At 64.4% G+C, this 24,094-nt stretch carries 20 protein-coding genes and 1 riboswitch; of the genes, 11 read left to right on the top strand and 9 right to left on the bottom strand.

Going from position 1 to position 24,094, the window contains the following annotated elements; genetic code table 11:
- Positions 1-263 precede the first annotated feature (263 nt).
- From FJ978_RS17700 to FJ978_RS17675, 6 genes are all read left to right on the top strand, one after another.
- Positions 264-1,442, top strand: coding sequence for an acetyl-CoA C-acetyltransferase (locus FJ978_RS17700; RefSeq protein WP_140573104.1), 1,179 nt, complete (start codon positions 264-266; stop codon positions 1,440-1,442).
- Positions 1,443-1,572: 130 nt separating this feature from the next.
- Entirely contained in the window at positions 1,573-2,298 is a 726-nt protein-coding gene (phbB, locus tag FJ978_RS17695; RefSeq protein WP_140573103.1) for an acetoacetyl-CoA reductase, read from the top strand.
- Between the two features lie 725 nt (positions 2,299-3,023).
- Positions 3,024-6,500 (top strand): helicase-related protein, encoded by a 3,477-nt coding sequence (locus FJ978_RS17690; protein WP_140573102.1) that lies wholly within the window; start codon positions 3,024-3,026, stop codon positions 6,498-6,500.
- A 27-nt stretch (positions 6,501-6,527) separates the two neighbouring features.
- Positions 6,528-6,914 carry an RNA-binding S4 domain-containing protein gene (locus FJ978_RS17685; RefSeq protein WP_023769389.1) on the top strand — a complete coding sequence of 129 codons (387 nt, stop codon included), beginning with the start codon at positions 6,528-6,530 and terminating at the stop codon, positions 6,912-6,914.
- Between the two features lie 266 nt (positions 6,915-7,180).
- Positions 7,181-7,519 carry a ferredoxin FdxA gene (gene fdxA, locus FJ978_RS17680; RefSeq protein ID WP_013892564.1) on the top strand — a complete coding sequence of 113 codons (339 nt, stop codon included), beginning with the start codon at positions 7,181-7,183 and terminating at the stop codon, positions 7,517-7,519.
- A gap of 369 nt (positions 7,520-7,888) precedes the next feature.
- On the top strand, positions 7,889-8,470 hold the full coding sequence (locus FJ978_RS17675) for a CarD family transcriptional regulator (protein WP_010911999.1): 582 nt from the start codon (positions 7,889-7,891) through the stop codon (positions 8,468-8,470).
- 159 nt (positions 8,471-8,629) lie between these two features.
- On the opposite strand, the gene FJ978_RS17670 is transcribed toward FJ978_RS17675, so the two are convergent.
- The 3 genes from FJ978_RS17670 to FJ978_RS17660 all read right to left on the bottom strand — a co-directional run bounded on the left by FJ978_RS17670 (position 8,630) and on the right by FJ978_RS17660 (position 10,966).
- The gene (locus FJ978_RS17670) at positions 8,630-9,397 is read right to left on the bottom strand and encodes an amino acid ABC transporter ATP-binding protein (RefSeq protein ID WP_013892563.1); all 768 of its coding nucleotides are present in this window, start codon (positions 9,395-9,397) and stop codon (positions 8,630-8,632) included.
- Positions 9,394-10,074, bottom strand: a complete 681-nt coding sequence (locus tag FJ978_RS17665) for an amino acid ABC transporter permease (RefSeq protein WP_013892562.1) — start codon at positions 10,072-10,074, stop codon at positions 9,394-9,396. Before FJ978_RS17665 ends, FJ978_RS17670 begins: the two co-directional genes overlap by 4 nt.
- 118 nt (positions 10,075-10,192) lie before the next feature.
- The gene (locus FJ978_RS17660; RefSeq protein WP_013892561.1) at positions 10,193-10,966 is read right to left on the bottom strand and encodes an amino acid ABC transporter substrate-binding protein; all 774 of its coding nucleotides are present in this window, start codon (positions 10,964-10,966) and stop codon (positions 10,193-10,195) included.
- Between the two features lie 322 nt (positions 10,967-11,288).
- Between FJ978_RS17660 and FJ978_RS17655 the strand changes: the two genes are divergently transcribed.
- Positions 11,289-12,152, top strand: a complete 864-nt coding sequence (locus FJ978_RS17655) for an RNA polymerase factor sigma-32 (protein ID WP_013892560.1) — start codon at positions 11,289-11,291, stop codon at positions 12,150-12,152.
- Positions 12,153-12,167: 15 nt separating this feature from the next.
- Here FJ978_RS17655 and FJ978_RS17650 read toward each other — a convergent pair whose 3' ends face one another.
- The 4 genes from FJ978_RS17650 to thiB all read right to left on the bottom strand — a co-directional run bounded on the left by FJ978_RS17650 (position 12,168) and on the right by thiB (position 17,528).
- Complete coding sequence (locus FJ978_RS17650) at positions 12,168-13,658, bottom strand: M48 family metalloprotease (RefSeq protein WP_041164552.1); 1,491 nt, start codon at positions 13,656-13,658, stop codon at positions 12,168-12,170.
- Positions 13,659-13,892: 234 nt separating this feature from the next.
- On the bottom strand, positions 13,893-14,669 hold the full coding sequence (gene thiQ, locus FJ978_RS17645) for a thiamine ABC transporter ATP-binding protein (RefSeq protein ID WP_140573101.1): 777 nt from the start codon (positions 14,667-14,669) through the stop codon (positions 13,893-13,895).
- Complete coding sequence (thiP, locus tag FJ978_RS17640) at positions 14,662-16,281, bottom strand: thiamine/thiamine pyrophosphate ABC transporter permease (protein ID WP_140573100.1); 1,620 nt, start codon at positions 16,279-16,281, stop codon at positions 14,662-14,664. Before thiP ends, thiQ begins: the two co-directional genes overlap by 8 nt.
- Before the next feature lie 248 nt (positions 16,282-16,529).
- A complete protein-coding gene (gene thiB, locus FJ978_RS17630) occupies positions 16,530-17,528 on the bottom strand; it encodes a thiamine ABC transporter substrate binding subunit (protein WP_140573099.1) in 999 nt (332 codons plus the stop codon).
- A gap of 43 nt (positions 17,529-17,571) precedes the next feature.
- A riboswitch (TPP riboswitch) is annotated at positions 17,572-17,686 on the bottom strand.
- Between the two features lie 87 nt (positions 17,687-17,773).
- On the opposite strand from thiB, the gene FJ978_RS17625 reads away from it, so the two are divergent.
- From FJ978_RS17625 to FJ978_RS17610, 4 genes are read left to right on the top strand one after another with little or no spacing between them, the layout of a single operon-like run.
- The gene (locus tag FJ978_RS17625; protein ID WP_140573098.1) at positions 17,774-18,418 is read left to right on the top strand and encodes a thiamine diphosphokinase; all 645 of its coding nucleotides are present in this window, start codon (positions 17,774-17,776) and stop codon (positions 18,416-18,418) included.
- A gap of 1 nt (position 18,419) precedes the next feature.
- Positions 18,420-20,240: an ABC-F family ATP-binding cassette domain-containing protein gene (locus tag FJ978_RS17620; RefSeq protein ID WP_140573097.1), complete on the top strand. Its 1,821-nt coding sequence runs from the start codon at positions 18,420-18,422 to the stop codon at positions 20,238-20,240.
- A gap of 58 nt (positions 20,241-20,298) precedes the next feature.
- Positions 20,299-20,541, top strand: coding sequence for a type II toxin-antitoxin system CcdA family antitoxin (locus tag FJ978_RS17615; protein ID WP_140573096.1), 243 nt, complete (start codon positions 20,299-20,301; stop codon positions 20,539-20,541).
- A complete protein-coding gene (locus FJ978_RS17610) occupies positions 20,541-20,840 on the top strand; it encodes a CcdB family protein (RefSeq protein ID WP_013892552.1) in 300 nt (99 codons plus the stop codon). Before FJ978_RS17615 ends, FJ978_RS17610 begins: the two co-directional genes overlap by 1 nt.
- Before the next feature lie 25 nt (positions 20,841-20,865).
- Here the strand turns inward: FJ978_RS17610 and FJ978_RS17605 are convergent, their stop codons facing one another.
- Together FJ978_RS17605 and FJ978_RS17600 are read right to left on the bottom strand one after the other, a co-directional pair.
- Positions 20,866-22,515, bottom strand: a complete 1,650-nt coding sequence (locus FJ978_RS17605) for a hypothetical protein (RefSeq protein ID WP_140573095.1) — start codon at positions 22,513-22,515, stop codon at positions 20,866-20,868.
- Between the two features lie 76 nt (positions 22,516-22,591).
- A complete protein-coding gene (locus FJ978_RS17600; protein ID WP_013892550.1) occupies positions 22,592-23,890 on the bottom strand; it encodes an adenylosuccinate synthase in 1,299 nt (432 codons plus the stop codon).
- Positions 23,891-24,094: the final 204 nt, after the last annotated feature.

The raw sequence follows: 24,094 nt of genomic DNA, 5'->3' as shown, positions 1-24,094 counted from the left end.
AAGCGGCCGGTAACGATTGCGCCTTTTTAAAGGATATGCGCAAAAGCCTTACAATTCCAAGCAGTTTGTGCAGTGCGGGATCATATAATGCTGCATAGCAGGCAAAATATGTTGCGCAGCAGCGCCCGCCCTGCCGGCACAGCGATGCGCGGCCTGCTTGCGGCGCATGGGCGCCATACCCATTTCCGGTTTGACTTGGGGTTGGGAAAGGGCAAGAAAAGTCCTCAACGGCAGAACAACACCCATGAAGTCTGGAGAAGAAAATGTCCGCTTCCATCGTCATTGCCAGCGCCGCGCGGACCGCGGTCGGCTCCTTCAACGGCGCCTTTGCCGCCACCCCGGCGCATGAGCTCGGCGCCGTCGTCGTCAAGGAATTGCTGGCCCGCGCCGGTGTCGAAGCGGCCGAGGTCGACGAGGTCATCCTCGGTCAGGTGCTGACCGCGGCTCAAGGCCAGAATCCCGCCCGCCAGGCCTCGATCATGGCCGGCCTGCCCAAGGAGACCACCGCCTGGGGCCTCAACCAGGTTTGCGGCTCGGGCCTGCGCGCCATCGCGCTCGGCATGCAGCAGATCGCCACCGGCGACGCCAAGGTGATCGTCGCCGGCGGCCAGGAATCGATGTCGATGTCGCCGCACGCCCAGCACCTGCGCGCCGGCGTCAAGATGGGCGACTACAAGATGATCGACACCATGATCAAGGACGGGCTGTGGGATGCCTTCAACGGCTATCACATGGGCAACACCGCCGAAAACGTCGCCCGCCAGTTCCAGATCACGCGTGAAGACCAGGACCATTTCGCGCTCGCCTCGCAGAACAAGGCCGAAGCCGCGCAGAAGGCCGGCAAGTTCAAGGACGAGATCGTCGCCTTCACCATCAAGGGCAAGAAGGGCGACACCATTGTCGACCAGGATGAGTATATCCGCCACGGCGCGACGCTCGATGCCATGACCAAGCTGAGGCCGGCCTTCGACAAGGACGGCACGGTGACCGCCGCCAACGCGTCCGGCATCAATGACGGAGCCGCCGGAGCGCTGCTGATGAGCGAGGCGGAAGCCGTCAGGCGCGGCATCACCCCGCTGGCGCGCATCGCGTCCTGGGCAACGGCCGGCGTCGATCCGGCGATCATGGGCACCGGCCCCATTCCCGCCTCGCGCAAGGCCTTGGAAAAGGCCGGCTGGTCGGTCGGCGATCTCGACCTCGTCGAGGCCAACGAGGCATTTGCCGCGCAGGCCTGCGCCGTCAACAAGGACATGGGCTGGGATCCCTCGATCGTCAACGTCAATGGCGGCGCCATAGCCATCGGCCACCCGATCGGTGCGTCCGGCGCCCGCGTCTTCAACACGCTGGTCTTCGAGATGCGCCGCCGTGGCGCCAAGAAGGGCCTGGCCACCCTGTGCATCGGCGGCGGCATGGGCGTCGCCATGTGCGTGGAAGCGCTCTAAGAAAGAGAAGTGAATAGCGAATAGGGAGCAGCCAATAGGGAAGAATGGCGTCGGCGCGACGGGACATTTGATCCCTACTCTCGCTATTCGCTACTCCCTATTCGCTCTCCCGACCAAAGGGAGGGAGCGCATGACCAAGGTTGCAATCGTCACGGGCGGATCGCGCGGCATCGGCGCCGCGATTTCGATCGCTCTGAAGGCCGCAGGCTATTCCGTTGCCGCGAACTACGCCGGCAACGACGAAGCGGCGGCGAAGTTCAAGGTCGAGACCGGCATTCCGGTCTACAAATGGTCGGTCGCCGACTATGATGCCTGTGCCGTCGGCATCAGGCAGGTCGAGGCCGATCTCGGCCCGGTCTCGGTGCTGGTCAACAATGCCGGCATCACTCGCGACGCCATGTTCCACAAACTGACGCGCGAGCAGTGGAAAGAGGTCATCGACACCAATCTGTCCGGTGTTTTCAACATGACGCACCCGCTGTGGAGCGGCATGCGCGACCGCAAATTCGGCCGCGTCATCACCATCTCCTCGATCAATGGCCAGAAGGGCCAGGCCGGTCAGGTCAATTATTCGGCAGCCAAGGCCGGCGACATCGGTTTCAGCAAGGCCCTCGCTCAGGAGGGGGCTCGCGCGGGCATCACCGTCAACGTTATCTGCCCCGGCTACATCGCCACCGAGATGGTCAAAGCGATCGACGAGAAGGTGCTCAACGAGCGCATCATCCCGCAGATCCCCGTCGGCCGCCTCGGCGAACCGGAAGAGATCGCGCGCTGCGTCGTCTTCCTCGCTTCGCAGGATGCCGGCTTCATCACCGGCTCGACGCTCACTGCGAACGGCGGTCAGTATTTCGCCTGAGGCGGTGGTTTCGGCGGGACAAGCTGCGACAGCGAGAAATCGGGCGGGCCGGGAAACCGGTCCGTTTTTCATTGATATGCTGTCGCAGCAAAATGCCTCGTTCCAATGCGATGCTCCAATCCGGCACGCAAAGGTTAATGGCGGCAGCGGCATCTGTGCAAAACCCGTCGCCAAGCCTGTGGATTCTCGGTGGATAAGCTGTTCACAACACAAGATATTGGGAGAACAAAAGGGGAAAGTATCGTCGGCGCCGTTTTGTCGCCGATTCGTTCCGGCTTTGAGCGGAAGTTAACATTAACGGACCGAAATCATCGGCGATGCTTTAACGATCAATTCAGAAAGATTAACAATCTCATAACCTTGAGTAGGGCGGATCGAGCCACCCTTCTCATTTGCCGGCAAAGATTAACGACGGAGGCCACTTAGCATAAAACGGGCCAGTTCAATGATTCAGCATGTGGTGAGAGTCATGGGCACAAAATCCATATGTAGCCGTGAACAAAAGCTGAATCTAACCGAGTCAGCGATTCGTCGCCGATTCGTTCCAGACTCGTTCCAACTCTTAATCCGCAACCGATCGGGAGCTTGACAAAGACGCCTTCGAGCCGACAGCGGAACATTCCGCTTTCGCTTCGCGCCCGAAATCCCTATGTGTCGCCTGTCATACGCGCCGTCCAGGGCACGCTCCCGACAATGAGAGGCCAGAAAGCCCTATTTCCGAGCCGATGAACATCCAGCCGAAACACACCGAGCCGCTGATCCTGTCGGGCCGCGACGTGACCGCCGTGCTTGGCCCGACCAACACCGGCAAGACCCATCTCGCCATCGAGCGCATGGTGGCGCATGAGACCGGCATCATCGGCCTGCCGCTTCGGCTGCTGGCGCGTGAGGTGTACACCCGCGTCTGCGAAAAGGTCGGAGCTCACAAGGTGGCGCTGATCACCGGCGAGGAGAAGATCCAGCCGAAAGGCGCTAAATATTCGGTCTGCACCGTCGAGGCCATGCCGCGCGAGACCGATGCCGCCTTCGTCGCCATAGACGAGGTGCAACTGGCCGGCGATCTCGAGCGTGGCCACATCTTCACCGATCGTATCCTGCATCTGCGCGGCCGCCAGGAGACGTTGCTGCTTGGCGCGGCCACCATGCATGGCATCCTGCAGCGGCTGCTGAAGGGCGTCTCGGTGGTGACGCGGCCGCGGCTATCGCATCTCGCCTATGCCGGCTCCAAGAAGCTGACCCGGCTGCCGCGTCGCACCGCGATCGTCGCCTTCTCCGCCGATGAGGTCTATGCCATCGCCGAGTTGATCCGCCGCCAGCAAGGTGGCGCCGCCGTCGTGCTCGGCGCGCTTTCGCCGCGCACCCGCAACGCACAGGTGGCGCTGTTCCAGTCCGGCGATGTCGACTATCTCGTCGCCACCGATGCCATCGGCATGGGTCTCAATCTCGATCTCGACCATGTCGCCTTTGCCCAGAACCGAAAGTTCGACGGCTACCAGTACCGCAATTTGACGGCGGCCGAGCTTGGCCAGATCGCCGGCCGCGCCGGCCGGCATCTGCGCGACGGCACCTTTGGCGTCACCGGCCAGGTCGATCCGCTCGACGAAGAGCTGGTCAAGAAGATCGAGGGCCACGACTTCGATCCGGTGAAGGTGCTGCAGTGGCGCACCGCGCGTTTCGACTTCGCCAGCCTCGACGCGCTGAAGCGCTCGATCGAGACCAACGCTCCGGTCGAGGGTTTGACGCGCGCGCTGCCGGCGGTCGACGCACAGGCGCTCGAATATCTGTCGCGCGACGGGGACATCCGCGCGCTGGCCACCGATGCCAGGCGCGTGGCGCTGCTGTGGGAAGCCTGCGCACTCCCCGACTACCGCAAGATCGCCCCGGCCCAGCATGCCGACCTCATCGCCTCGATCTACATGGACCTTGCCCGGCACGGCCATGTCGACGAGAATTACATGGCCGAGCAGGTGCGCCGCGCCGACACCACCGAGGGCGACATCGACACGCTGTCGCACCGCATTGCCCAGATCCGCACCTGGACATTCGTGTCGAACCGGCCCGGCTGGCTGGCCGATCAGGCACACTGGCAGGAAAAGACGCGCGAAATCGAAGACAGATTGTCGGATGCGCTGCATGAGCGGTTGACGAAACGCTTCGTAGACCGCAGGACTTCCGTCCTCATGCGGCGCCTTAGAGAAAATACCATGCCTGAAGCCGAAATCAGTCCTACCGGAACCGTCCTTGTCGAAGGCCATCATGTCGGCGAGCTGCAAGGGTTCCGCTTCACAGCCGACCAGACGGCCGGCGGCGAAGACGCCAAGGCCGTGCGCACGGCCGCGCAAAAGGCGCTGGCCGCCGAATTCGAGGCACGCGCCGAACGCTTCGGCGCCTGCGCCAATGGCGACCTTGCGCTTGGTTCGGACGGCACGCTACGCTGGATCGGCGCACCGATCGGCACGCTGGTTTCAGGCGAGGACGCACTGAAGCCGCGCCTGGTGCTGCTGGCCGACGAACAGTTGACCGGCCAGGCGCGCGACAAGGTCGCCGCGCGTGCCGAACGGTTCGTCAATTTCCAGATCGAAACGCTGCTGAAGCCACTGGTCGACCTGAAGAATGCCGACCAGATTTCCGGCATCGGCCGTGGCATCGCCTTCCAACTCGTCGAGAATTTCGGCCTCATCAACCGCCGCGACATCGCCGAGGAGATGAAGTCGCTAGACCAGGAAGGCCGTGCGGCGCTGCGCCGGCTTGGCGTGCGCTTCGGCGCCTACCATGTCTTCGTGCCGGCGCTGATCAAGCCGGCACCGGCTGGACTGGTGACCTTGCTGTGGGCGCTGAAGAACGACGGCAAGGACAAGCCCGGCTTTGGCGACGTGGTCCACGCGCTGGCATCGGGCCGCACCTCGGTGGTCATCGATCCGGCCTTCGACAAGGCCTTCTACAAGCTTGCCGGCTACCGCAATCTTGGCCGCCGTGCCGTGCGCATCGATATTCTAGAGCGGCTGGCCGACCTGATCCGCCCGGCGACCAACTGGAAGCCCGGCCTTGGCCAGCGGCCGGACGGCGCCTATGACGGCCAGTCCTTCATGGTGACGCCGCCGATGATGTCGATCCTCGGCGCCACCGCCGACGACATGGAAGAGATCCTGAAGGGCCTCGGCTACCGCGCCGAGCCGAAGCCGGCGGCCGAGGTCAAGGCACGGCTGGAGGCGCAGGACAATGCCGCGCGCGAAGCGGCAGCCGCCAAGCTCGCGGCGGAAGAGGCCGCACGCGCCGAACAGGCCAAGGCAGCCGAAGCCGCGGTCGAAGATTCTGAGCCGGCGGCGGTCGAAGCTCCGGCCGAAGCCATTGCGGAAACAGCCGCAGAACCTGTCGCGGAAACGGCTGTTGAAACTACAATCGAAACCTCAGCCATTGCGGAAACAGCGTCAGAGCTTGTCACGGAAGAGCAAGTCGCAACTCCCGCAGAAATCGTGGAAGAAGCTCCGGCTGTTGCAGAAGTTGTCGCCAACGTCACTGCCACAGAAGGTGCCGACGCCCCCACCTCCCCCTCGATGGGGGAGGTCGCGGCGCGAAGCGACGCGGGTGATGGCGCCGACGATGCACGTCGTGCTGATGAAGCCAGTGAGGCAGGCGGTGCTGACGGTGCGGGCGCCCCACCCACCCCGGCGCTGCGCGCCGACCCTCCCCACGAGGGGGAGGGTGAGGCCAGCGAGCCCGCCGCCGAAGCCGAGGCGCCCAAGCCGATCCTGCTGTGGCGCCAGGGCCGTTTCGACCAGCGCCCCCGTCACCAGGAGGGCCGCAACAATCGCCAGCGCAACGGCCAGGCGCGCGGCCGAGGCAATGCACCGACCGATGCCGTCGGCGTCCAGGCAACGGGCACGCCAGGCGAGCGCCCGGCCCATGAAGGCCGCCGCGACGGCGCCGGCAAGCCGCGCTTCGACCGTTCGAAATTCAAGCCCAAGCCGCAGGGCGAAGGCGAACAGCGCCGCGACGGCCGCCCGCAAGGCGAGCGTTCCGAACGCCGCGAAGGCCGGCCCGACTGGAAGGGCGGCAGGCCGGAAGGCAAGGGCGGTCGCCCCGATCAAGGGGGCGCAAAGCCCGTTTTCCAGCCGAAGCCGCGCGAGGAACGCCCGGTCCGCTTCGATCCGGACTCGCCCTTCGCCAAGCTCGCCGCCTTGCGCGACCAGCTGAAGAAGTAGGCCCCTAGACCAAGAGATAGCGCTTCGATGGTTGCTGAAGGCCGCCAGCGCATTGACAAATGGCTGTTCTTCTCGCGCGCCGTGAAATCGCGCTCGCTGGCGGCGAAGCTGGTGGTCGCCGGCCGCGTGCGCATCAATCGCGACAAAGCAGCGCAGGCCTCGGATCTGGTCAAGCCGGGCGACGTGCTGACCATCACGCTCGACCGGCGCATTTTCGTCTGGAAGGTGCTCGGCGCCGGTGTGCGGCGCGGCCCGGCCGAGGAGGCTCGCACCCTCTACGAGGACATGTCGCCGCTGCCTACGCCGAAGGCCGACAGCGTGCCCGATGCCATCCCGGCGCTGCGCGAGGCTGGCAGCGGCCGCCCGACCAAACGGGAGCGCCGCCAGACCGACCGCTTGCTCGGCGAAGATTGAGGCTTGTCGCCCAAGAGGATCGGCCAAGAGGTTTGTGGCCAAAGACGCGGTGGCGATTTGGGACAGCGACAGACGCCAGACGGAAACCGACCCCAGCAAACAGGACACCAAATGCCCCTGTCGCACCCGCGTGCTGGAATTTCATTCCGGAAACGCCGATGCCGCTGGGCATGGCTGCCCTTGCAAGCGACGGACAAAGGCGTTACCTCACGGAAAAAGCCCAACAAAACTGGCCCAATAGAGCTGGGACGTCCCGGAGCCGACCGATGACCTATGTCGTGACCGACAACTGTATCAAATGCAAATATATGGATTGCATCGAGGTCTGTCCGGTCGACTGTTTCTACGAAGGCGAGAACATGCTCGTCATTCATCCCGACGAGTGCATCGACTGCGGCGTCTGCGAGCCGGAATGCCCCGCCGACGCGATCAAGCCCGACACCGAGTCGGGCCTCGACAAATGGCTGCAGATCAATACCGAATACGCCGAGAAATGGCCTAACATCACCGCCAAGAAGGAACCACCGGCCGACGCCAAAACCTTCGACGGCGAGGCTGGCAAATTCGAGAAATACTTCTCCGCCGAGCCTGGCGAAGGCGATTGACAAGCCGGCCGCGAAGGCCGGTATTACGCTAGGTAAGAGCCATGCTGCATTGACCGCCTTGACAGGCGGCACGGACCTGTGGCCTTCGCTGACGCAGCAAAACCTTGATTCTTTCGACTTTTTGTGTTACATCAGCGAAACATGCCGGTGACACAACGTCGATTTATGGCGCAGACGCCCCAAATCACTGAAAGGTGAAAATCCCATTCCGGACCAGAGCGATCTGGGCCAGGCGGTCGCAATCTGTGCGGTTTGCCGGTCCGGCTTTTCCGATGGGTTCATCTGTTGTGCGGCTAACGATCGGTTCCCCCGATCGCACGAGTTCGGACCGGCAGGACGCCGGTACCACAACAAGGAGTTCAGGGCGTAATGGCTACGATCACCCCGCAGAAGAAGTCCACCGGTGCGCGTCATGGTTTCAAGACCGGTGAGTACATCGTCTATCCGGCGCACGGCGTCGGCCAGATCGTGTCGATCGACGAGCAGGAAGTGGCCGGTCACAAGCTTGAGCTGTTCGTCATCGATTTCCAGAAGGACAAGATGCGCCTGAAGGTGCCGGTCGCCAAGGCGACCTCCATCGGCATGCGCAAGCTTTCGGAAGAGGATTATGTCGAGCGCGCGCTGAAGGTCGTCCAGGGCCGCGCCCGCGTCAAGCGCACCATGTGGTCGCGCCGCGCCCAGGAATATGATGCCAAGATCAATTCAGGCGACCTGATCTCGATCTCCGAGGTCGTGCGCGACCTCTACCGTGCCGACAACCAGCCGGAGCAGTCCTATTCCGAACGCCAGCTCTATGAGGCGGCGCTCGACCGCATGGCCCGCGAGATCGCGGCCGTCAACCGCATGTCGGAAACCGAAGCCGTCCGTCTGATCGAGGTCAACCTCAACAAGGGCCCTAAGCGTGGCGCCAAGGCCGACAACGAGGAAGCCGAGCAGGAAGAAGCTGCCTGAGCCTTTGAACCTTCGAGTTCTGAAAAACCCGGCCTCGCGCCGGGTTTTTTGTTTACCCTCCCCCTTGTGGGGAGGGTCGCTGCAAAGCAGCGGGGTGGGGGGCAGCGCCTACCCTCCGGACCTTCGGTCCGACCTCCCACAAGGGGGGAAGTAGAAGACTCACCCCTTGCCCTCCTTCTCCGCCTCCTGCTTCAGCGTCGCGATGAACCGCTTGGTCCGTTCGCGCTCCGGATTGCCGAACAGCACGGCGGATGGCCCCTTTTCGACGACGACGCCGGCATCGAGGAAGACCACTTCCTGGGCGATCTTGGAGGCGAGGCGCAGGTCGTGCGTCGCCATCACCATGGTCGTGCCTTCGCTGGCGAGCTTGCCGAGCACGTCGACCACCTCCTGTGCCAATTCCGGATCGAGCGCCGAGGTCGGCTCGTCGCAGAGCAGCACTTTCGGCGACGGCGCCAATGCCCGGGCAATGGCGACGCGCTGCTGCTGGCCGCCCGACAGCGTCGCCGGCCATGCATCGGCCTTGTGCACCATGCCGACCTTCTCCAGCAGCGCCAGCGCCCGCTCGCGCGCCCTCTGCGGCGACCATTTGAGCACCGTCACCAGGCCTTCCATGACATTCTCGATCGCGGTGCGGTGCGGGAACAGCTGGAAATTCTGGAACACCATGCCGGTCTGGAGGCGCAGGCGCCTGATGTCGGCGGTCGCCACCTTGACGCCCGGGCGGAATTCCAGCGTTTCGTCGCCGATGCGCACCGTGCCCGATGTCGGGATCTCCAGAAGGTTGATACAGCGCAGCAGCGTGCTTTTTCCCCCGCCCGAAGGGCCGACAAGCGCGGTGACGCTGCCTTCGTCGATGGCGACGGTCACACCCTTCAGCACCAGATTGTCGCCGAAGCGCTTTTCGATGTCGGTAAGGCCGATCATGAGCGTGCCTCCAGGAAGCCGCCATAGCGGTTGAGCCGTTCCTCCAGCCGCGTCTGCAGGGCCGATAGCACCGAGCTCATCGCCAGATAGAGGATCGCCGCCTCGACATAGAGGATCAGCGGCTCATAGGTGGTGGCGACGATGCGCTGCGCCGCCTGGAACATCTCCGGCACGGTGATGGCGGCTGCCAGCGAGGTGTCCTTGACCAGCGAGATGAACGTGTTGGACAGCGGCGGCACCGCGACCCGGCCGGCCTGTGGCAGGATGGTGCGCCGCATCGCCTGGCTCCAGGTCATGCCGATCGAATAGGCGGCCTCCCACTGGCCTTTCGGCACCGAGCCGATGGCGGCGCGGATGATCTCCGACGTGTAGGCGCCGATGTTGAGCGTGAAGCCGATCAGCGCCGCGGTGAAGGCGTCGAGCAATATGCCGACCGACGGCAGGCCATAGAAGATCAGGAACAACTGCACCAAGAGCGGCGTGCCGCGAAATATCCAGACATAGAAGCGCACGAGCGCGACCAGCGGCTTGGGTCCGAACAGCCGGCCGAGCGCCGCGCCCAGGCCGACCGTCAGGCCCAGCACGAAGGACAGCAGCGTCAACGGCACGGTGAAGATCAGCGCGGCCCAGAGCAGCGAAGGCAGCGACTCCAGCATCAGTTGCAGCCAGTGCGGCACGAAAGACCCTCCAGAGTGCTAGACGTCAGCCATATCACGACAAAAGCGGCAAACCGTCAAAGACGGCTCGCCGCTGGATGCATCGCACGGGCCGGCAACCGGCCCATCCCACAAAAACTTACTTCGAAACGTCCTGGCCGAAATAGGTGTCGGCGATCTTCTGATAGGTGCCATCCGCCTTGATGTCGGCCAGCGCCTTGTTGATCGCGGCGACCAGCTCGGGATCGCCCTTGCGCACGATCACGCCTGAATAGTCGGCGTTTTCCTCTTGCGCGGCGATCTTCACATTGGCGTCGGGCTTGTGCTTCTTGAAGTCGAGGAACGACAGGCTGTCGTTGATGGTGGCGTCGGCACGGCCGGTCAAAAGCAGCTGGATCGACTGGTCGAAACCATCGGTGCCGACCAGTTCGGCGCCGTTCGTCTCGGCCAGCTTGCCGAAATTCGAGGTCAGCGACTGCGCCGACTTCTTGCCCTTGAGATCGGCGAAGGTCTTGATGTCGGTGTTGTCGCCGCGCACGATCAGCACCGCCTTGGAGGCGATGTAGGGATCGGAGAAATCATACTTGGCCTTGCGGGCGTCGGTGATGCCGACTTCGTTGATGACGGCGTCGTAGCGGTTGACGTCGAGGCCGGCGATCAGCCCGTCCCACTTGCCCTCGAGGAACTCGACCTTCACCCCGAGCTTGTCGCCGATCGCCTTGGCGATTTCGACGTCGAAGCCGACCAGCGCGCCGGAAGCGTCATGATAGGTGAAGGGTGCGTAGGTGCCTTCCGTGCCGACCTTGATGACCCCGGCCTGCTTGATCTGGTCGAGATTGGCGCCGGCATGGCCCGATGCGACAGCCAGGGCTTGCAGCGTTCCGGCAATGATGAGCGACTTGAGCCATTTCATTTTTCTGTGATCCCGTCCTTGGCCGGCAACCCGGCATGTTGTGAGGGTTGGAAAATGACAGATGCAGGTCGAAAAAATAAGGAACGAGATTTCAAAAACAATGGATTTCTGAAACCGCATTCTCCGCAGGGGCCTTATTCGCAGCATCCTGATGGTCCAGGCAACCGCTGCGAAATCGCCCGGATGATACCGCTCGCCTGCCCGCGCGGGCGGAACTTTTCTCGCGCATGGCAGTTTTGGCTGTTCTAGGGCACGACGCGGCGATTTCAACCCGACGCCCTGCCAGTTCGTTATTCGCATCGCCTGAGCCAGGGAGTGCCTCATGATGGAAGACACGGCAGGACGGACCATGGTCCGCGCGGCCATGAAGGCCCCCTACCTGGAGCGTGACGAGGAGCATCGGCTGGCCCTGCTCTGGAAAGAAGACAACGACCAGAACGCTTTGCACAGCATCACCGTCGCTCATATGCGGCTGGTCATCTCCATGGCTTCCAAATTCCGCCATTACGGCCTGCCGCTTGGCGATCTGATCCAGGAAGGCCATGTCGGCCTGCTCGAGGCCGCCGCGCGCTTCGAGCCCGAACGCGACGTGCGGTTCTCGACCTATGCGACATGGTGGATCCGAGCCTCGATGCAGGACTACATCCTGCGCAATTGGTCGATCGTGCGCGGCGGCACGAGTTCCGCGCAAAAGGCGCTGTTCTTCAATCTCAGGCGCTTGCGTGCCCGCCTGGCAAATGGCGCCGAGCCGCTCTCCAACGAAACCCTGTATCGCGAAGTGTCGGTTGCGCTTGGTGTTTCCGAAGCTGATGTGGCGATGATGGATTCGCGGCTGTCGGCTCCGGATTCCTCGCTCAACGTGCCGCTGGCCGACGATGCGGGCGCCACCGAGCGGATGGATTTCCTGGTCTCGGACGATCCCCTGCCCGATGAGGTCGTCAGCGACCGCATCGATGTCGCGCGCCGCTCCGTCTGGCTGAAAGCGGCTCTCGCCGCCCTCAACGCCCGTGAACTGCGCATCATCGAGGAACGCCGGCTCAGCGACGAGGGTGCGACGCTTGAGGCACTCGGCGAAACGCTCGGCATTTCCAAGGAGCGCGTACGCCAGATCGAGGCCCGCGCCATGGAAAAGCTCAAGGTCGCGCTGGTGAAGCAGAATCCGGAGTTCCTGGCGACAGCCGCCTGACCGCGAAGCCGGCTCTTACTTGTCGGTGACGATCTTGACCTTGTCGCCGGCCGAAACAGCAGCACCCGGCGACAGCGCATTGAGCACGCGGAACAGGTCGAGCTTGCGGTCGACGCCCACCATCTGCGCGGCGAGCGAGCCCATGGTCTGTCCCGGCTGCACGGTGAGCACGCGGATGTGCAGCGGCTTCAGGGCCGCTTTTTCAGCAGGGCTCAGGATACGGAACGACCCGCTGACCGAGCGTGCCACCGTGTCGAGCGAGGTGCTGGCCGAGGGTGCAGCGGTCAGCAGCCGGTAGACCTGGCCGCCGGCGCGGATCACCGCGATGTCGAACTGCCAGCCTTCGGCGCCGGCATGCGCGGTCGCCGCCTCGTTGCCGTTGATCGTTTCCTGCTTGACGGTGCTGTCGTCGAGACCGGCGACCCAGCCGCTCCGGATGTAGTCGGTCAAGGCGCGGTTCTTGTCGATCGAAACCCCGTCGAAGCGGATGGCTATGTCGCCCGGCCCGGTCGCCGTCACCGCTGCCGCGGAATTGTCGATGATGAAGCCGTCCGGCACCGTGAATGACACACCGAGGCCCGGATGCAGGAAGGTCTCACCGCGCACATAGCCTTCCTCCGGCGTATCTCCGTAGAGCAGGCCGTCTATGCCGGCGAGGAAGGAATCGCGGTCGCGCGTGCCGACGCCGGGGGCGCCGAACTGGCGGGCATGGCGCTGCGCCAGATCGATGCGCTGCGGCGTGTTGGGATGCGTCGCCAGGAAGTCGAGGCTGGCGTCGGTGGCACCGCTGATCGAGCGGAAATCGGTATAGGCCGACATCGACTGCAGGAACCGGCCGGCGGCGTATGGATCATAGCCGGCTTCGCCGATCGACTTGATGCCGATGGCGTCCGCCTCCAGCTCCTGGTTGCGCGAGAACTGCGCCAGCCTGAGCTTGCCGCGGATCAGTGCGGCCTTGGCGGTCGGGCTGTCGCCGAGCACGTCCGAGACCACCTTGGTCGCCAGGCCTTCCTCGGCCTCCAGCTGCTGGCGTTGCAGGCCGTGGTTGGCGGTGACGTGGCCCATCTCGTGCGCGATGACCGCGGCGAGTTCGGACGAATCGTTTGCCAGCGCCAGCAGGCCGCGCGTGATGTAGAGATAGCCGCCCGGCAACGCGAAGGCGTTGACGTTGGGCGAATTCAAAATGGTGATGCGGTAGGTCTGGGTCGGATTGGCGGACACCACGGTCAGGCTGCCGACCACCTTGGCGACCATGCGCTCGAGCTTGGGATCGGAATATTCCCCGCCATAAGTCGCCAGGATGCGCGGGTGCTGCGCCTTGGCCAGTTCGGCGAGTTTGTTGTTGGCGCCGACATTGTCGACCGTGATCGGCTTGTCGGACGGCTGGAACCCGGATTCCTGGACTGCCGGAGGTGTGAACATCTGGCAGCTTGCGAGCGCCACGGCAAAACCGGCCAGCGCAAGAAAGCGCGCCAGCGGGTTCCATCTTGGTCTGTCAACGCCGATCGCCAGAACGGCTTCCTTTCGGGTCCCGGCGCATGACCACGAAAATCGGGGGCGATCTTCGGAATTGTCATGCGCAAACAAACTACTACAGCATCCCTCACACGTCCCTCGGGGCGTGCGGCGGATGCTGTAGGCAAATCACGGCCTGTGCCGGACCAATAGGGCGGACCTAGCCACACTACGTCTGCCATGGCAAGCAAGCGCCACATCGCCCAAAGCCGGTTTGACCGTAAATTATGTCCGCTTCCGGGCAATATCTCGTGATACGGCATCCCCAGCACCGGCACCGATATAGCGCCGGAACGCCTCGGGACCAGCCCCGGCAAAGAAATCGTCGGCGGAGCCGGTGGCCGCGACGGCGCCATTGTCCAGAAACACTACATTCTGGCCGATGCGGCGCGCATCCTGCGGCTGGTGCGTGACGAACAGCACCGTCATGCCATGGTCGGCATGGACGCCGGCAACCAGGTCGAGCATGTCGTCGCGCAAAGCGGGCCCGAGCGAGGCGAAGGGTTCGTCGAGCAGCAGCACCGGGCGATCGCGCACCAGCACGCGGGCAAGGGCGACGCGCTGGCGCTCACCGCCCGAGAGTTCGCGCGGCAAGCGTTTTTCCTTGCCGGCAAGGCCGGTGCGCGCAAGCGCGTCGGCAATCGCCGCGCGGTCGGCCTCGGTCAGCCGCAACGACGGCGAGCGGCCGAGCCCGACATTCTGCTCGACGCTGAGATGGGCAAAAAGGTTGTTTTCCTGGAACACCATCGATACCGGCCGCGCCGCCGGAGGCGCACCGCTGACATCGGCCCCGCCGATCAGCACACGGCCGGACCGTGGCGTCTCGAACCCGGCGACCAGGTTGAGCAGCGTCGACTTGCCCGAGCCGCTCGGCCCCATGATGGCGGTGATTTCCGCCGCGGCGAACGCGACATCGAAGGTGAGCGGCGCCTCGCCATAGCTGAACGAAACCTTGTCCAGCCGCACCGGAACACCTTTCCTGCCAATCGCCCCATCAGACATCGCGGGCCATTCCTTTTCCCAGCCGGTCCGCTGCCAGGACCAGCGCCAGGCAAACCAGGCCGAGCAACAGTGCCAGGCCGGCGGCGTCCGCGGTGCGGTAGCTGCCCATGCGCGCCAGCAGAAGGTAGGGCAATGTCTGCACGGAATCACTGCCGAACAGCGCGATGACACCGAGATCGCCAAGCGACAGCGCCATGGCGAAGGCGAAGGCGGTGGCGAGCGGCCGCCGCAGCGACGGCCAGTCGACCAGCCGTAGCCTGGCCCAGCCCGCTATGCCGAGCTGCGCGCAGAGCCGTTCGTGACGCTCGCTGCCCGCATCATAGGCGGGACGGACGGCGCGCAACGCGAAAGGCATCGCCATCACCGCATTGACGGTGACGACCATGACCGGGGCGATGGCGAAGACATCGCCGGCATGACGCAGCAGCAGGAACCAGCCGGCGCCGATGACGATGGGCGGCACGACCAGGACGAACCCCGCGCCGGTATCGGTGGCGTGTTCGAGCAGCGTCCTTGGCCCGGAGCGGCGGTTCAGCGCCAGCGCCCTGCGCGCCATGGTCAAGGCCAGCGACAGCATCACCGAAAGCAGCGCCGACAGGAAGGCCAGCACCGCACTCGTCAACGTCGCCTGCCGGACTGCGGCCTCGCCGGCGAGCCGGCCGAGATCGGCGCCAAACCCGGCGATCACCGTGGCCGCCATCGGTCCGGCAACGAACAGCAGCGCCAGCACGATGAGCGCCGCGTTCAGCCAGGTCTCGGTCCGGTTTACGGAGAGATAACGGCGCGGTGCGACCGGCAGGTTGGTGTCGCCGACGACATTGGCGCCAAGCCGCGTCAGCGCCAGCACCACGATGAAGGTCAAGGCGATCTGCAGCAGCGTCAGCGCGACCGCCCGCGCCGGATCGAAATCGAAGCGCAGCGCCTGATAGATGCCGACTTCCAGCGTCGTCGCGCCTGGTCCGCCGCCGAGCGTCAGCACGATGGTGAAGGAGGTGATGCAGAGCATGAAGACGAGCCCGGCGACGCCGGGCAAGGCGGCGCGCAGCGTCGGCCATTCGATCAGCCGGAACGCCGGCCGCGCGCCCATGCCAAGCTGGCTCGCCAGCCGCCACTGGTCGGCAGGAATGGTCTGCAGCGTCTCGAGGAACAGCCGCGTGCTGAGCGGCAGGTTGAAGAAGACATGGGCGACGAGGATGCCGGACAGGCCGTAAATGCCTGGCCAGCCCTGGCCGCCGACCGCGCCGAACAGGCCGGCGAAATAACCGGCGCGGCCGTAGAGCGCCAGGATCCCGAGCGCCGCGACGATGGCCGGCAGCGCCAGCGGCACGGCAAAGAGCTGCAGCATGAAGGCGCGGCCCGGGAAGCGCGGGTGCCGCGACAGCGCACGCGCCACGAACAGCGCCGGGGTGACGGACAACAGGGTCGAGAGCGCGGCCTGCCAGAGCGTGAAGCGCACGACGCGCAGCAGATAGGGATCGAAAGCCGCCCAAGCGCCCGTGAGATCGTGGGCGCCCTCGACAAGCAGCCCGGCAAACGCGCCACCGATCAGCAGCGCGATCGCGGAAAGCGCGATGATGCCGGCGCTGACGCGGGGGTCAGACGCGCGTTGCACGCTGGACCGCCTGTCTGCGCGTCGCGGCACTTACAAAGGATTGTGCTCTACGGCGCCCCCCTCTGTCCTGCCGGACATCTCCCCCACGAGGGGGGAGATTGGCAGTTTCCGCGCTTAGCTTATATCTGCAGCGTCGGCGATTTGCGAAATCACTGATGACGTTCGATCTCCCCCCTTGTGGGGGAGATGTCCGGCAGGACAGAGGGGGGCGCCGTAGAGCAATCATCTTCGGTCGGTTTGCCTCAAAACTACTTGCTCATCACAGAAAGCCATTCATCGACCCAAGCCTTGCGGTTGGAGGCGACCTCCTGCGGGCTGAACAGCAAGGTCTTGGTCGGCTTGACCAGTTTGCCGAAGGCCGGGTTGAGCGGCTTGTCGGTCTTGCCGGCAGGGAACATCCAGTTGGTCTCGGGGATGGCGTCCTGGAATTTCGGGCTGGTCATGAAGGCCATGAACTTTGCAGCCAGCGGGTTCTTGGCGCCCGTGGTGGTGATGCCGGCGACCTCGATCTGCAGGTATTCGCCCTCCTCGAAGGAAGCCGCCTGGTAGCGCTCGGTGTTCTCGGCGATCATGTGATAGGCCGGCGACGTGGTGTAGGACAGCACCATCGGCGCCTCGCCCTTGGTGAACAGGCCGTAGGCCTCGCTCCAGCCCGGCGTCACCGTCAGCACCTTCGCCTTGAGCTTGGCCCAGGCCTCCGGCGCCTTGTCGCCATAGACCGATTTGACCCACAAAAGCAGGCCGAGACCCGGCGTGGAAGTGCGCGGATCCTGGATGACGATCTTGTCGTCGGCACTGCCCTCGACCAGTTCCTTCAGGCTCTTGGGCGGTGTCTTGAGCTTCTGCGTGTCATAGACGATGGCGAAATAGCCATAGTCGAAGGGGACGAAAGTATCGTCGCTCCAGCCGCCCGGCACATCGACGTCGGACACCGCGCCATGCGGCGCGAACAGGCCTGTCGCCTTGGCATCGGCGGTGAGATTGGTGTCGAGGCCGAGCACGATATCGGCTTTGGTCGAGGTCCCTTCGAGCTTGACGCGGTTGAGCAGCGCCACGCCGTCGGCGACCGAGACGAACTCGACATCGCAGCCGCATTCGGCCTCGAATTCCTTCTTCACCACGGGGCCTGGACCCCAGTCGGCGGTGAAGCTTTCATAGGTGTAGACGGTGAGCTTGTCCTTGGCCAAGGCCGGCCCGGACAGCGCCAGAACCGCTGTCGAGACAAGAGAGTATAAAAGCGTGCGCATCGGCGCCTCCTTCGTTCGAGTTGAAAGGAATTGAGGCGTCGGACTGTCCGAAACGTCTAATCCCTCCGCCGGTACAAACCGGATCAGGTTCAGCGGGTTGGCGAGACTGCCTCTCAGCCGGTCCGCGAAGATCGCGTCCGGCACCCCGTTAGAGCGTTTCGACACATAGGCCGGGCCAATGAACCGCGCAAGTGGGAGTTTGCCGCCTTCCGTTTCGCGTGTCGGGCTGGTAAGGGCCACACGATATGAGCACATTCACCATCCTGCTTGGCGGCGATCTCATCCGCACGCCGCGGCTCGACCGCCAGATCGAAGGCTGCCGCGTGATCGCCGCCGACGCCGGCATCGGCCATGCGCGGCTGCTCGGCCTTGTCCCGGAACTCTGGGTGGGTGATTTCGATTCGGTGCCGGCCAATCTGCCTGACGATCTGGCCGCCGTGCCCCGCCAGACCTTTCCCCCGGAGAAGGACAAGACCGATGGCGAACTGGCGATCGCCGCCGCACTCGAACGAGGCGCGACCCGCCTGGTGCTGGCAGGCGCTTTCGGCGGCAAACGGGCCGACCACGCTTTCCTGCATCTGTCGCTCGCCCTGCGGCTGGCCGAGACCGGCACCGGAGTGGTACTGACCAGCGGCGCCCAGGAAGGTGTGCCCTTGCTGTTGGGAAAGACGGGTTTCGACTATACCGACGGCACGCTGTTTTCGATCCTCGGCTTTTCAGACCTTGCCGGCCTGACCGTCACCGGCGCCAAATGGCCGCTGAACCATGTCGAGGTGGCCTTCGGTTCGTCGCTGACCATCTCCAACGAGGTCCGGGGGGGCCTCGAAATCGCGCTCGGCCATGGCCGCGCGCTGCTGCTCGCTCATCCCTATCCCTTGCCCGAAAGCTGACATGGCCCCGCCTCTTCTCAATCTCGACGGGATAAAACTGACCTTCGGCGGCACGCCGCTGCTCGATGGCGCCGCCTTGACCGCTTCGGCCGGCGATAAGATCGCGCTGGTCGGCCGCAACGGCTCGGGCAAGTCGACGCTGCTCAAGATCGCCGCCGGCCTCATCGAACCCCAGGACGGCGAGGTGTTCCGCCAGCCTTCGGCGACCGTGCGCTATCTGCCGCAGATGCCCGACATGGAAGGCTTCGCGACGGTCCGCGCCTATGTCGAGGCAGGCCTCGGCCCCGCCGATGATCCCTACCGCGCCAGCTATCTGATGGAGCATCTCGGCCTGTCGGGCGAGGAGCGGCCGAACGATCTGTCCGGCGGCGAGGCCAGGCGCGCTGCCCTTGCCCGCGTCATGGCGCCGGAACCCGACATCCTGCTGCTTGATGAGCCGACCAACCATCTCGATCTGTCTGTGATCGAGTGGCTGGAAGAAGAGCTTGTCCGCACCTCGTCGGCACTTATCGTCATCTCGCACGACCGCCGTTTCCTCGAACGCGTCTCGCGCGCCACCATCTGGCTCGACCGCGGCCAGACCCGCAGGCTCGACAAGGGTTTTGGCCATTTCGAGGAGTGGCGCGATCAGGTGCTGGAAGAGGAAGAGCGCGAGCAGCACAAGCTCGGCCGCCAGATCGTGCGCGAGGAGCACTGGCTGCGCTATGGCGTGACGGCGCGGCGCAAGCGCAACATGCGCCGCCTCGGCGAGCTGCAGACCATGCGCAAGAATTTTCGCGGCCATCGCGGCGCCGAGGGTTCGGCGACCATGGTGGCCAGCGACGCCGCCGAATCCGGCAAGCTGGTGATCGAAGCCAAGAACATCGAGAAGAGTTTTGGCGATCTCACCGTGGTCAAGGGATTCTCGACCCGCATCCAGCGCGGCGACCGCGTCGGCCTCGTCGGACCGAACGGCGCCGGCAAGACGACGCTTTTGAAGATGCTGACCGGTGAATTGGCGCCGGATGCAGGCTCGGTGCGGCTCGGCACCAATCTGGAGATCGCCACGCTCGACCAGAAGCGCGAGGCGGTCGACCCGCAGGAGACCCTGGCGCAATACCTCACCGACGGGCGCGGCGAAAACCTCGTCATCAATGGCGAGCAGCGCCATGTCGTCTCCTACATGAAGGATTTCCTGTTCAAGCCGGAACAGGCGCGCACGCCGGTGCGCGAACTGTCCGGCGGCGAACGGGCGCGGCTGATCCTGGCGCGCGTGCTGGCGCGGCCGGCGAACCTCCTGGTGCTCGACGAGCCGACCAACGATCTCGACATGGAGACCCTGGAACTCCTGCAGGAACTGGTCGCCGGTTTTGCCGGCACCGTCATCCTGGTCAGCCACGACCGCGATTTCCTCGACCGCACCGTCACCAGCATCATCGCGCCGGATGGCGGGGGCCGCTGGGTCGAATATGCCGGCGGCTATTCCGACATGCTGGCCCAACGCGGCGGCACCAGGCTCGACGACCGCAAGGCGCGCGCCAAGGCGGAGGCCGCCGACGCGCCGGCGCCGGGCAAGAGCGAGCCGGCTGCCCCAAAAGGACCGGCGAAGAAACTGTCGTTCAAGCAGAAATTCGCGCTGGAATCGCTCCCCAAGAAGATCGAGGCGGTGACCGCGTCGATCTCGCGGTTGGAAAACAACATCGCCGACCCGGCCTATTACGAGCGCGATCCAGCCTCGTTCCAAAAGACCATCGCCGCCCTCGACAAGGAACGCGCTACGCTGGCGGCGCTTGAGGAAGAGTGGCTGGAACTGGAGATGTTGCGGGAAGAGATGGAAGGGTGAACGATTGCATGCGGTCTTTTATGCGCGTATATTATGCGCATGGAAGAAGGGCATCCCCATGCTTCAATCGACGCCAAAACCTCAGAGGACGTCCGTCAACACGTCCATTGACTCTCAGTTGATCAAAGACGCCAAGGCGTTGGGCATCAACATCTCCCGCGCTGCCGAGGCAGGTATCGCGAAAGCGATAGCGGCGGAGAAAACGCGTCGATGGCAGGAAGAAAACAACGAAGCCATCGAAAGCTCCAACGAGTATGTTAGGCGCAACGGACTGCCATTGGCCAAACATCGGCCGTTCTGATGGCACGTTACGATTTTTATCGGAATGCCGACGGTAACGGTTATCTTCTCGATGTGCAGTCCGACCTTCTTGAAGGGCTGAACACGAGGGTCGTCATTCCCCTGATGCCGCCCCAAATAGCTCCGGTTCCTGGCCGCCGACTAAACCCGACCTTCGCTATAGACGGCAAAGATCATGTGATGGTCACGCAGTTTATATCAGCCTTCACCGCATCTGAACTATCGGACGCGGAGGGAAACCTCTCAAAGCATCACGACGACATCGTCGCAGCGCTCGACATGCTGTTCCAGGGTTTCTGAACGAAGGCGACGTTAGGCCGCCCTCTCAGCCCGCCGTCTTCGCCTGCCAGGCCTTGATCGCCTCGTCGAACACCTTCTCGCCGGGGATGCCTTTTTCCATGGTCAGCAGCGCCCGCCTTCCGGTCTTGTAGACGACCGGCACGTCGATCCAGTCCTGGCCGCGCAGCAAGGTCATGTTGGCGTCCTCGTCGGCCTTGGTGTCGTTGAGCGCGACGAGAAAAAAGCCGTCGGCGATCTTGGCCGGAATGCCGATCAGCGGGCTGCCGGCGTCCTGCTCCGAACTCTTCATGGCGACGCGCAGGATGTTGTCGACACCGCCGCCTTCGAAGCCGTCGGGCGTCAGGAAGATCATCTCGATAATGTGGCTCGCCGGCAGCGTCTGATCGGTGTTGCGGCGGATGGTCATGCGCAGTTGGATGTCCTTGCCGGGGATGGTCGCCTCGGCGCGGATCGCCGGCTCGGGCGGCAGGTCGCCGCCGGGCGATTCCTGGACCAGCGACCAGACGATGCTGCCGGGCTCGGCCGAACCCTGCGCTGTGCTGGTGCGCTCCTCATAGAAGATCGCCTTCTGGCCAACCGGCACCGCGGCTTGCGTCGCCGGAGCGGCGGCGGCGGGCGGTGTGGCGGCCGCGGGAGCCGGCGGCGTAGCGGCGGCATCGGCCGGTGCCGCGGGTGCGGTGCCGTTGGCGGGCGGCGTTGCCGGCGCAGCACCAGCCGCAGGCGGGGTCGCGGCGGGGGCAGGCGTGGCGGCGGGCGTAGGCGCATTGGCCGGCGCGTTCGTTGCCGTTGGCGGCGTCGTCAACGCGGCGACGGATTCGCCCTCGCCTATGCCGCTTTGCCCACCGGCCGGGCCGGGATCGGTTTCGCCGCCTTCAGGTGTCAGCCGCTGCGTGAATTTCGTCGCTTCGGCGCCTGCCGCCGGCGGCGTCGCCGCGTCGGTCGCCGGCTTGGCCGGCGCCGGTTTCACCGGTTCGGTCTTGGCAACCTTGCTGCCGTCCAGACCCAGCATCTTGCCGAAGGCATCCTTGTTCAGCCAGATTCCATAGCCGCCGCCGGCAACGACCAACAGGGCGACGACGGCGGCAATCAGCCCGCCATAGCTGCGCTTGCGCTCGGCGGGACGCAGACGCTGGAAGGTGTCGGCCGTGGCCGGCTCGTCATCATTGGGAAAGACATCCGGCTGGTCGTCTTCCTGGTCCGCGTCCATGCCCGGCAGGTTCTTGTCAGCCAGATTGAAGGATGCCGGCTGCACCGACGCGGGCTTCGGCCAGCTTGGCTCGGCCTTGGCGGCGGGTGGCGGCGCGGGCCGGTAAGGTTCCGGCTTTGCGGTGGGCGCCGCTGCGGGCGCTGGCCACGACGGCTCCACATTCGCCGGCTGGCGTGTGTGGTTCGACTGGTTCTTGTTGCGATCGATGGAGGAAAAGATGTTTTCCAGCTCGGCGAGCGGATCCGTCTCCGGCACGCTCTTGGTGTAGTCGCGCTCGACGCTGGAGATAGCATCTTCCAGACCGCGCTTCTGCTTGGCGGCATCCGACGGCGACAGCGGCGGATCGCGCAGGGCAATCTTGGCTGCGATCGTCGAGCGGGCCTTGTCATAGACCCTCGCCCGCATCTCCGGCGACTGATCGCTGAGGTTGTCTATCGTTTTCTTCAGAACAGCAACGAAATCTGCCATGCTTCAGTCGACCTGTATTTTTGCTTCCGCGCCGGCCCCCGCAAATCAGCCGCAATGCCCGGAAAGGCTTCAGAAACTAGTCTTGAAACGGATCGGTCACAAGTATCGTATCGTCCCGTTCCGGACTGGTGGAGAGGAGTGCTACCGGCGCACCGATGAGCTCCTCGATGTATCGGACATATTTGACGGCCTGGGCCGGAAGATCGTTCCAGCTGCGCGCCCCGGCGGTGGTGCCTTTCCACCCCTCCAGCGTCTCGTAGACCGGTTCGACACGGGCCTGCGCGCCCTGGCTCGCCGGCAGATAGTCGATCGCCTCGCCGTCGAGGCTGTAGCCGGTGCAGACCTTGATCTCATCCAGCCCGTCGAGCACGTCGAGCTTGGTCAGCGCGATGCCCTTGATGCCGTTGACGGCGACGGCCTGGCGCACCAGCACCGCGTCGAACCAGCCGCAGCGGCGCTTGCGCCCGGTGACGACGCCGAATTCGTGGCCGCGCGTGCCGAGGAACTCGCCGACCTCGTTCTTCTGTTCGGTCGGGAACGGTCCCTCACCGACACGCGTCGTGTAGGCCTTGGTGATGCCGAGCACATAGCCGATGGCGCCTGGACCGACGCCCGCGCCGGCGGCGGCCTGCCCGGCGACCGTGTTCGACGAGGTGACGAACGGATAGGTGCCATGGTCTATGTCGAGCAGCGTGCCTTGCGCGCCCTCGAACAGGATGCGCTCGCCGGCGCGGCGCTTGTCGTCGAGTATCTTCCAGACCCGGTCCATATAGGGCAGGATCTCGTCGGCGACCGAGGTCAATTCCGTCATGATCGCATCATGCGTGACTTCGGCATGGCCAAGCCCGCGACGCAGCGCATTGTGATGCGTCAGCAGCCTGTCGACTTTCAGGGGAAGCGTTTCCAAATCCGCCAGATCCATCACCCGAACCGCGCGCCGCCCCACCTTGTCCTCGTAGGCGGGGCCGATGCCACGGCGGGTCGTGCCAATTTTCGTTCCGGAATTGGTGGCGGCATCCTCGCGGAATCCGTCCAGCTCCCGGTGCAGTGACAGGATAAGCGCCGTGTTTTCGGCTATTTTCAGGCGGTCAGGCGTCACTTCGACGCCCTGCGCCTTGAGCTTCGCCACTTCGGCCACGAAAGCATGCGGATCGAAGACCACGCCATTGCCGATGATGGACAGCTTGCCTTGCCGCACGACGCCGGACGGCAACAGCGACAGCTTGTAGACCTTGCCGTCGACGACCAGCGTGTGGCCGGCATTGTGGCCGCCCTGGAAACGCACCACGACATCGGCGCGCTCCGACAGCCAGTCGACGATCTTGCCCTTGCCTTCGTCGCCCCACTGCGAGCCGACGACCACCACATTGGCCATGTTTCTTTTCCCTTGAGACGCCGCCGAGCGGCTTGGATTTGGTTCGAAACGACAGGCCTCTATAGCGTCAAGACCTCGCGAGTGCGACCTTTCTTTGCCGCCGAAAATGCCCTGAGGCACAACAATTTTCGGCTTTGACATCATTTACTTGGGCTGACGGGGGCAATAGGCCGGCAAACACCGTGGTCATCCCCACGGCCGGAA

Source organism: Mesorhizobium sp. B1-1-7 (assembly GCF_006442705.1).
GTDB classification, from domain to species: Bacteria; Pseudomonadota; Alphaproteobacteria; order Rhizobiales; family Rhizobiaceae; genus Mesorhizobium; species Mesorhizobium opportunistum.
Note: the sequence above shows the minus strand (reverse complement) of the source record. Positions and strands in the feature narration are given on the sequence as shown.

Coding starts and splice junctions, on each gene's coding strand:
- FJ978_RS17700 (WP_140573104.1), top strand. CDS start 264: ATGTCCGCTTCCATCGTCATTGCCAGCGCCGCGCGGACCGCGGTCGGC.
- phbB (WP_140573103.1), top strand. CDS start 1,573: ATGACCAAGGTTGCAATCGTCACGGGCGGATCGCGCGGCATCGGCGCC.
- FJ978_RS17690 (WP_140573102.1), top strand. CDS start 3,024: ATGAACATCCAGCCGAAACACACCGAGCCGCTGATCCTGTCGGGCCGC.
- FJ978_RS17685 (WP_023769389.1), top strand. CDS start 6,528: ATGGTTGCTGAAGGCCGCCAGCGCATTGACAAATGGCTGTTCTTCTCG.
- fdxA (WP_013892564.1), top strand. CDS start 7,181: ATGACCTATGTCGTGACCGACAACTGTATCAAATGCAAATATATGGAT.
- FJ978_RS17675 (WP_010911999.1), top strand. CDS start 7,889: ATGGCTACGATCACCCCGCAGAAGAAGTCCACCGGTGCGCGTCATGGT.
- FJ978_RS17670 (WP_013892563.1), bottom strand. CDS start 9,397: ATGATCGGCCTTACCGACATCGAAAAGCGCTTCGGCGACAATCTGGTG.
- FJ978_RS17660 (WP_013892561.1), bottom strand. CDS start 10,966: ATGAAATGGCTCAAGTCGCTCATCATTGCCGGAACGCTGCAAGCCCTG.
- FJ978_RS17655 (WP_013892560.1), top strand. CDS start 11,289: ATGATGGAAGACACGGCAGGACGGACCATGGTCCGCGCGGCCATGAAG.
- thiQ (WP_140573101.1), bottom strand. CDS start 14,669: ATGTCTGATGGGGCGATTGGCAGGAAAGGTGTTCCGGTGCGGCTGGAC.
- thiB (WP_140573099.1), bottom strand. CDS start 17,528: ATGCGCACGCTTTTATACTCTCTTGTCTCGACAGCGGTTCTGGCGCTG.
- FJ978_RS17625 (WP_140573098.1), top strand. CDS start 17,774: ATGAGCACATTCACCATCCTGCTTGGCGGCGATCTCATCCGCACGCCG.
- FJ978_RS17620 (WP_140573097.1), top strand. CDS start 18,420: ATGGCCCCGCCTCTTCTCAATCTCGACGGGATAAAACTGACCTTCGGC.
- FJ978_RS17615 (WP_140573096.1), top strand. CDS start 20,299: ATGCTTCAATCGACGCCAAAACCTCAGAGGACGTCCGTCAACACGTCC.
- FJ978_RS17610 (WP_013892552.1), top strand. CDS start 20,541: ATGGCACGTTACGATTTTTATCGGAATGCCGACGGTAACGGTTATCTT.
- FJ978_RS17605 (WP_140573095.1), bottom strand. CDS start 22,515: ATGGCAGATTTCGTTGCTGTTCTGAAGAAAACGATAGACAACCTCAGC.
- FJ978_RS17600 (WP_013892550.1), bottom strand. CDS start 23,890: ATGGCCAATGTGGTGGTCGTCGGCTCGCAGTGGGGCGACGAAGGCAAG.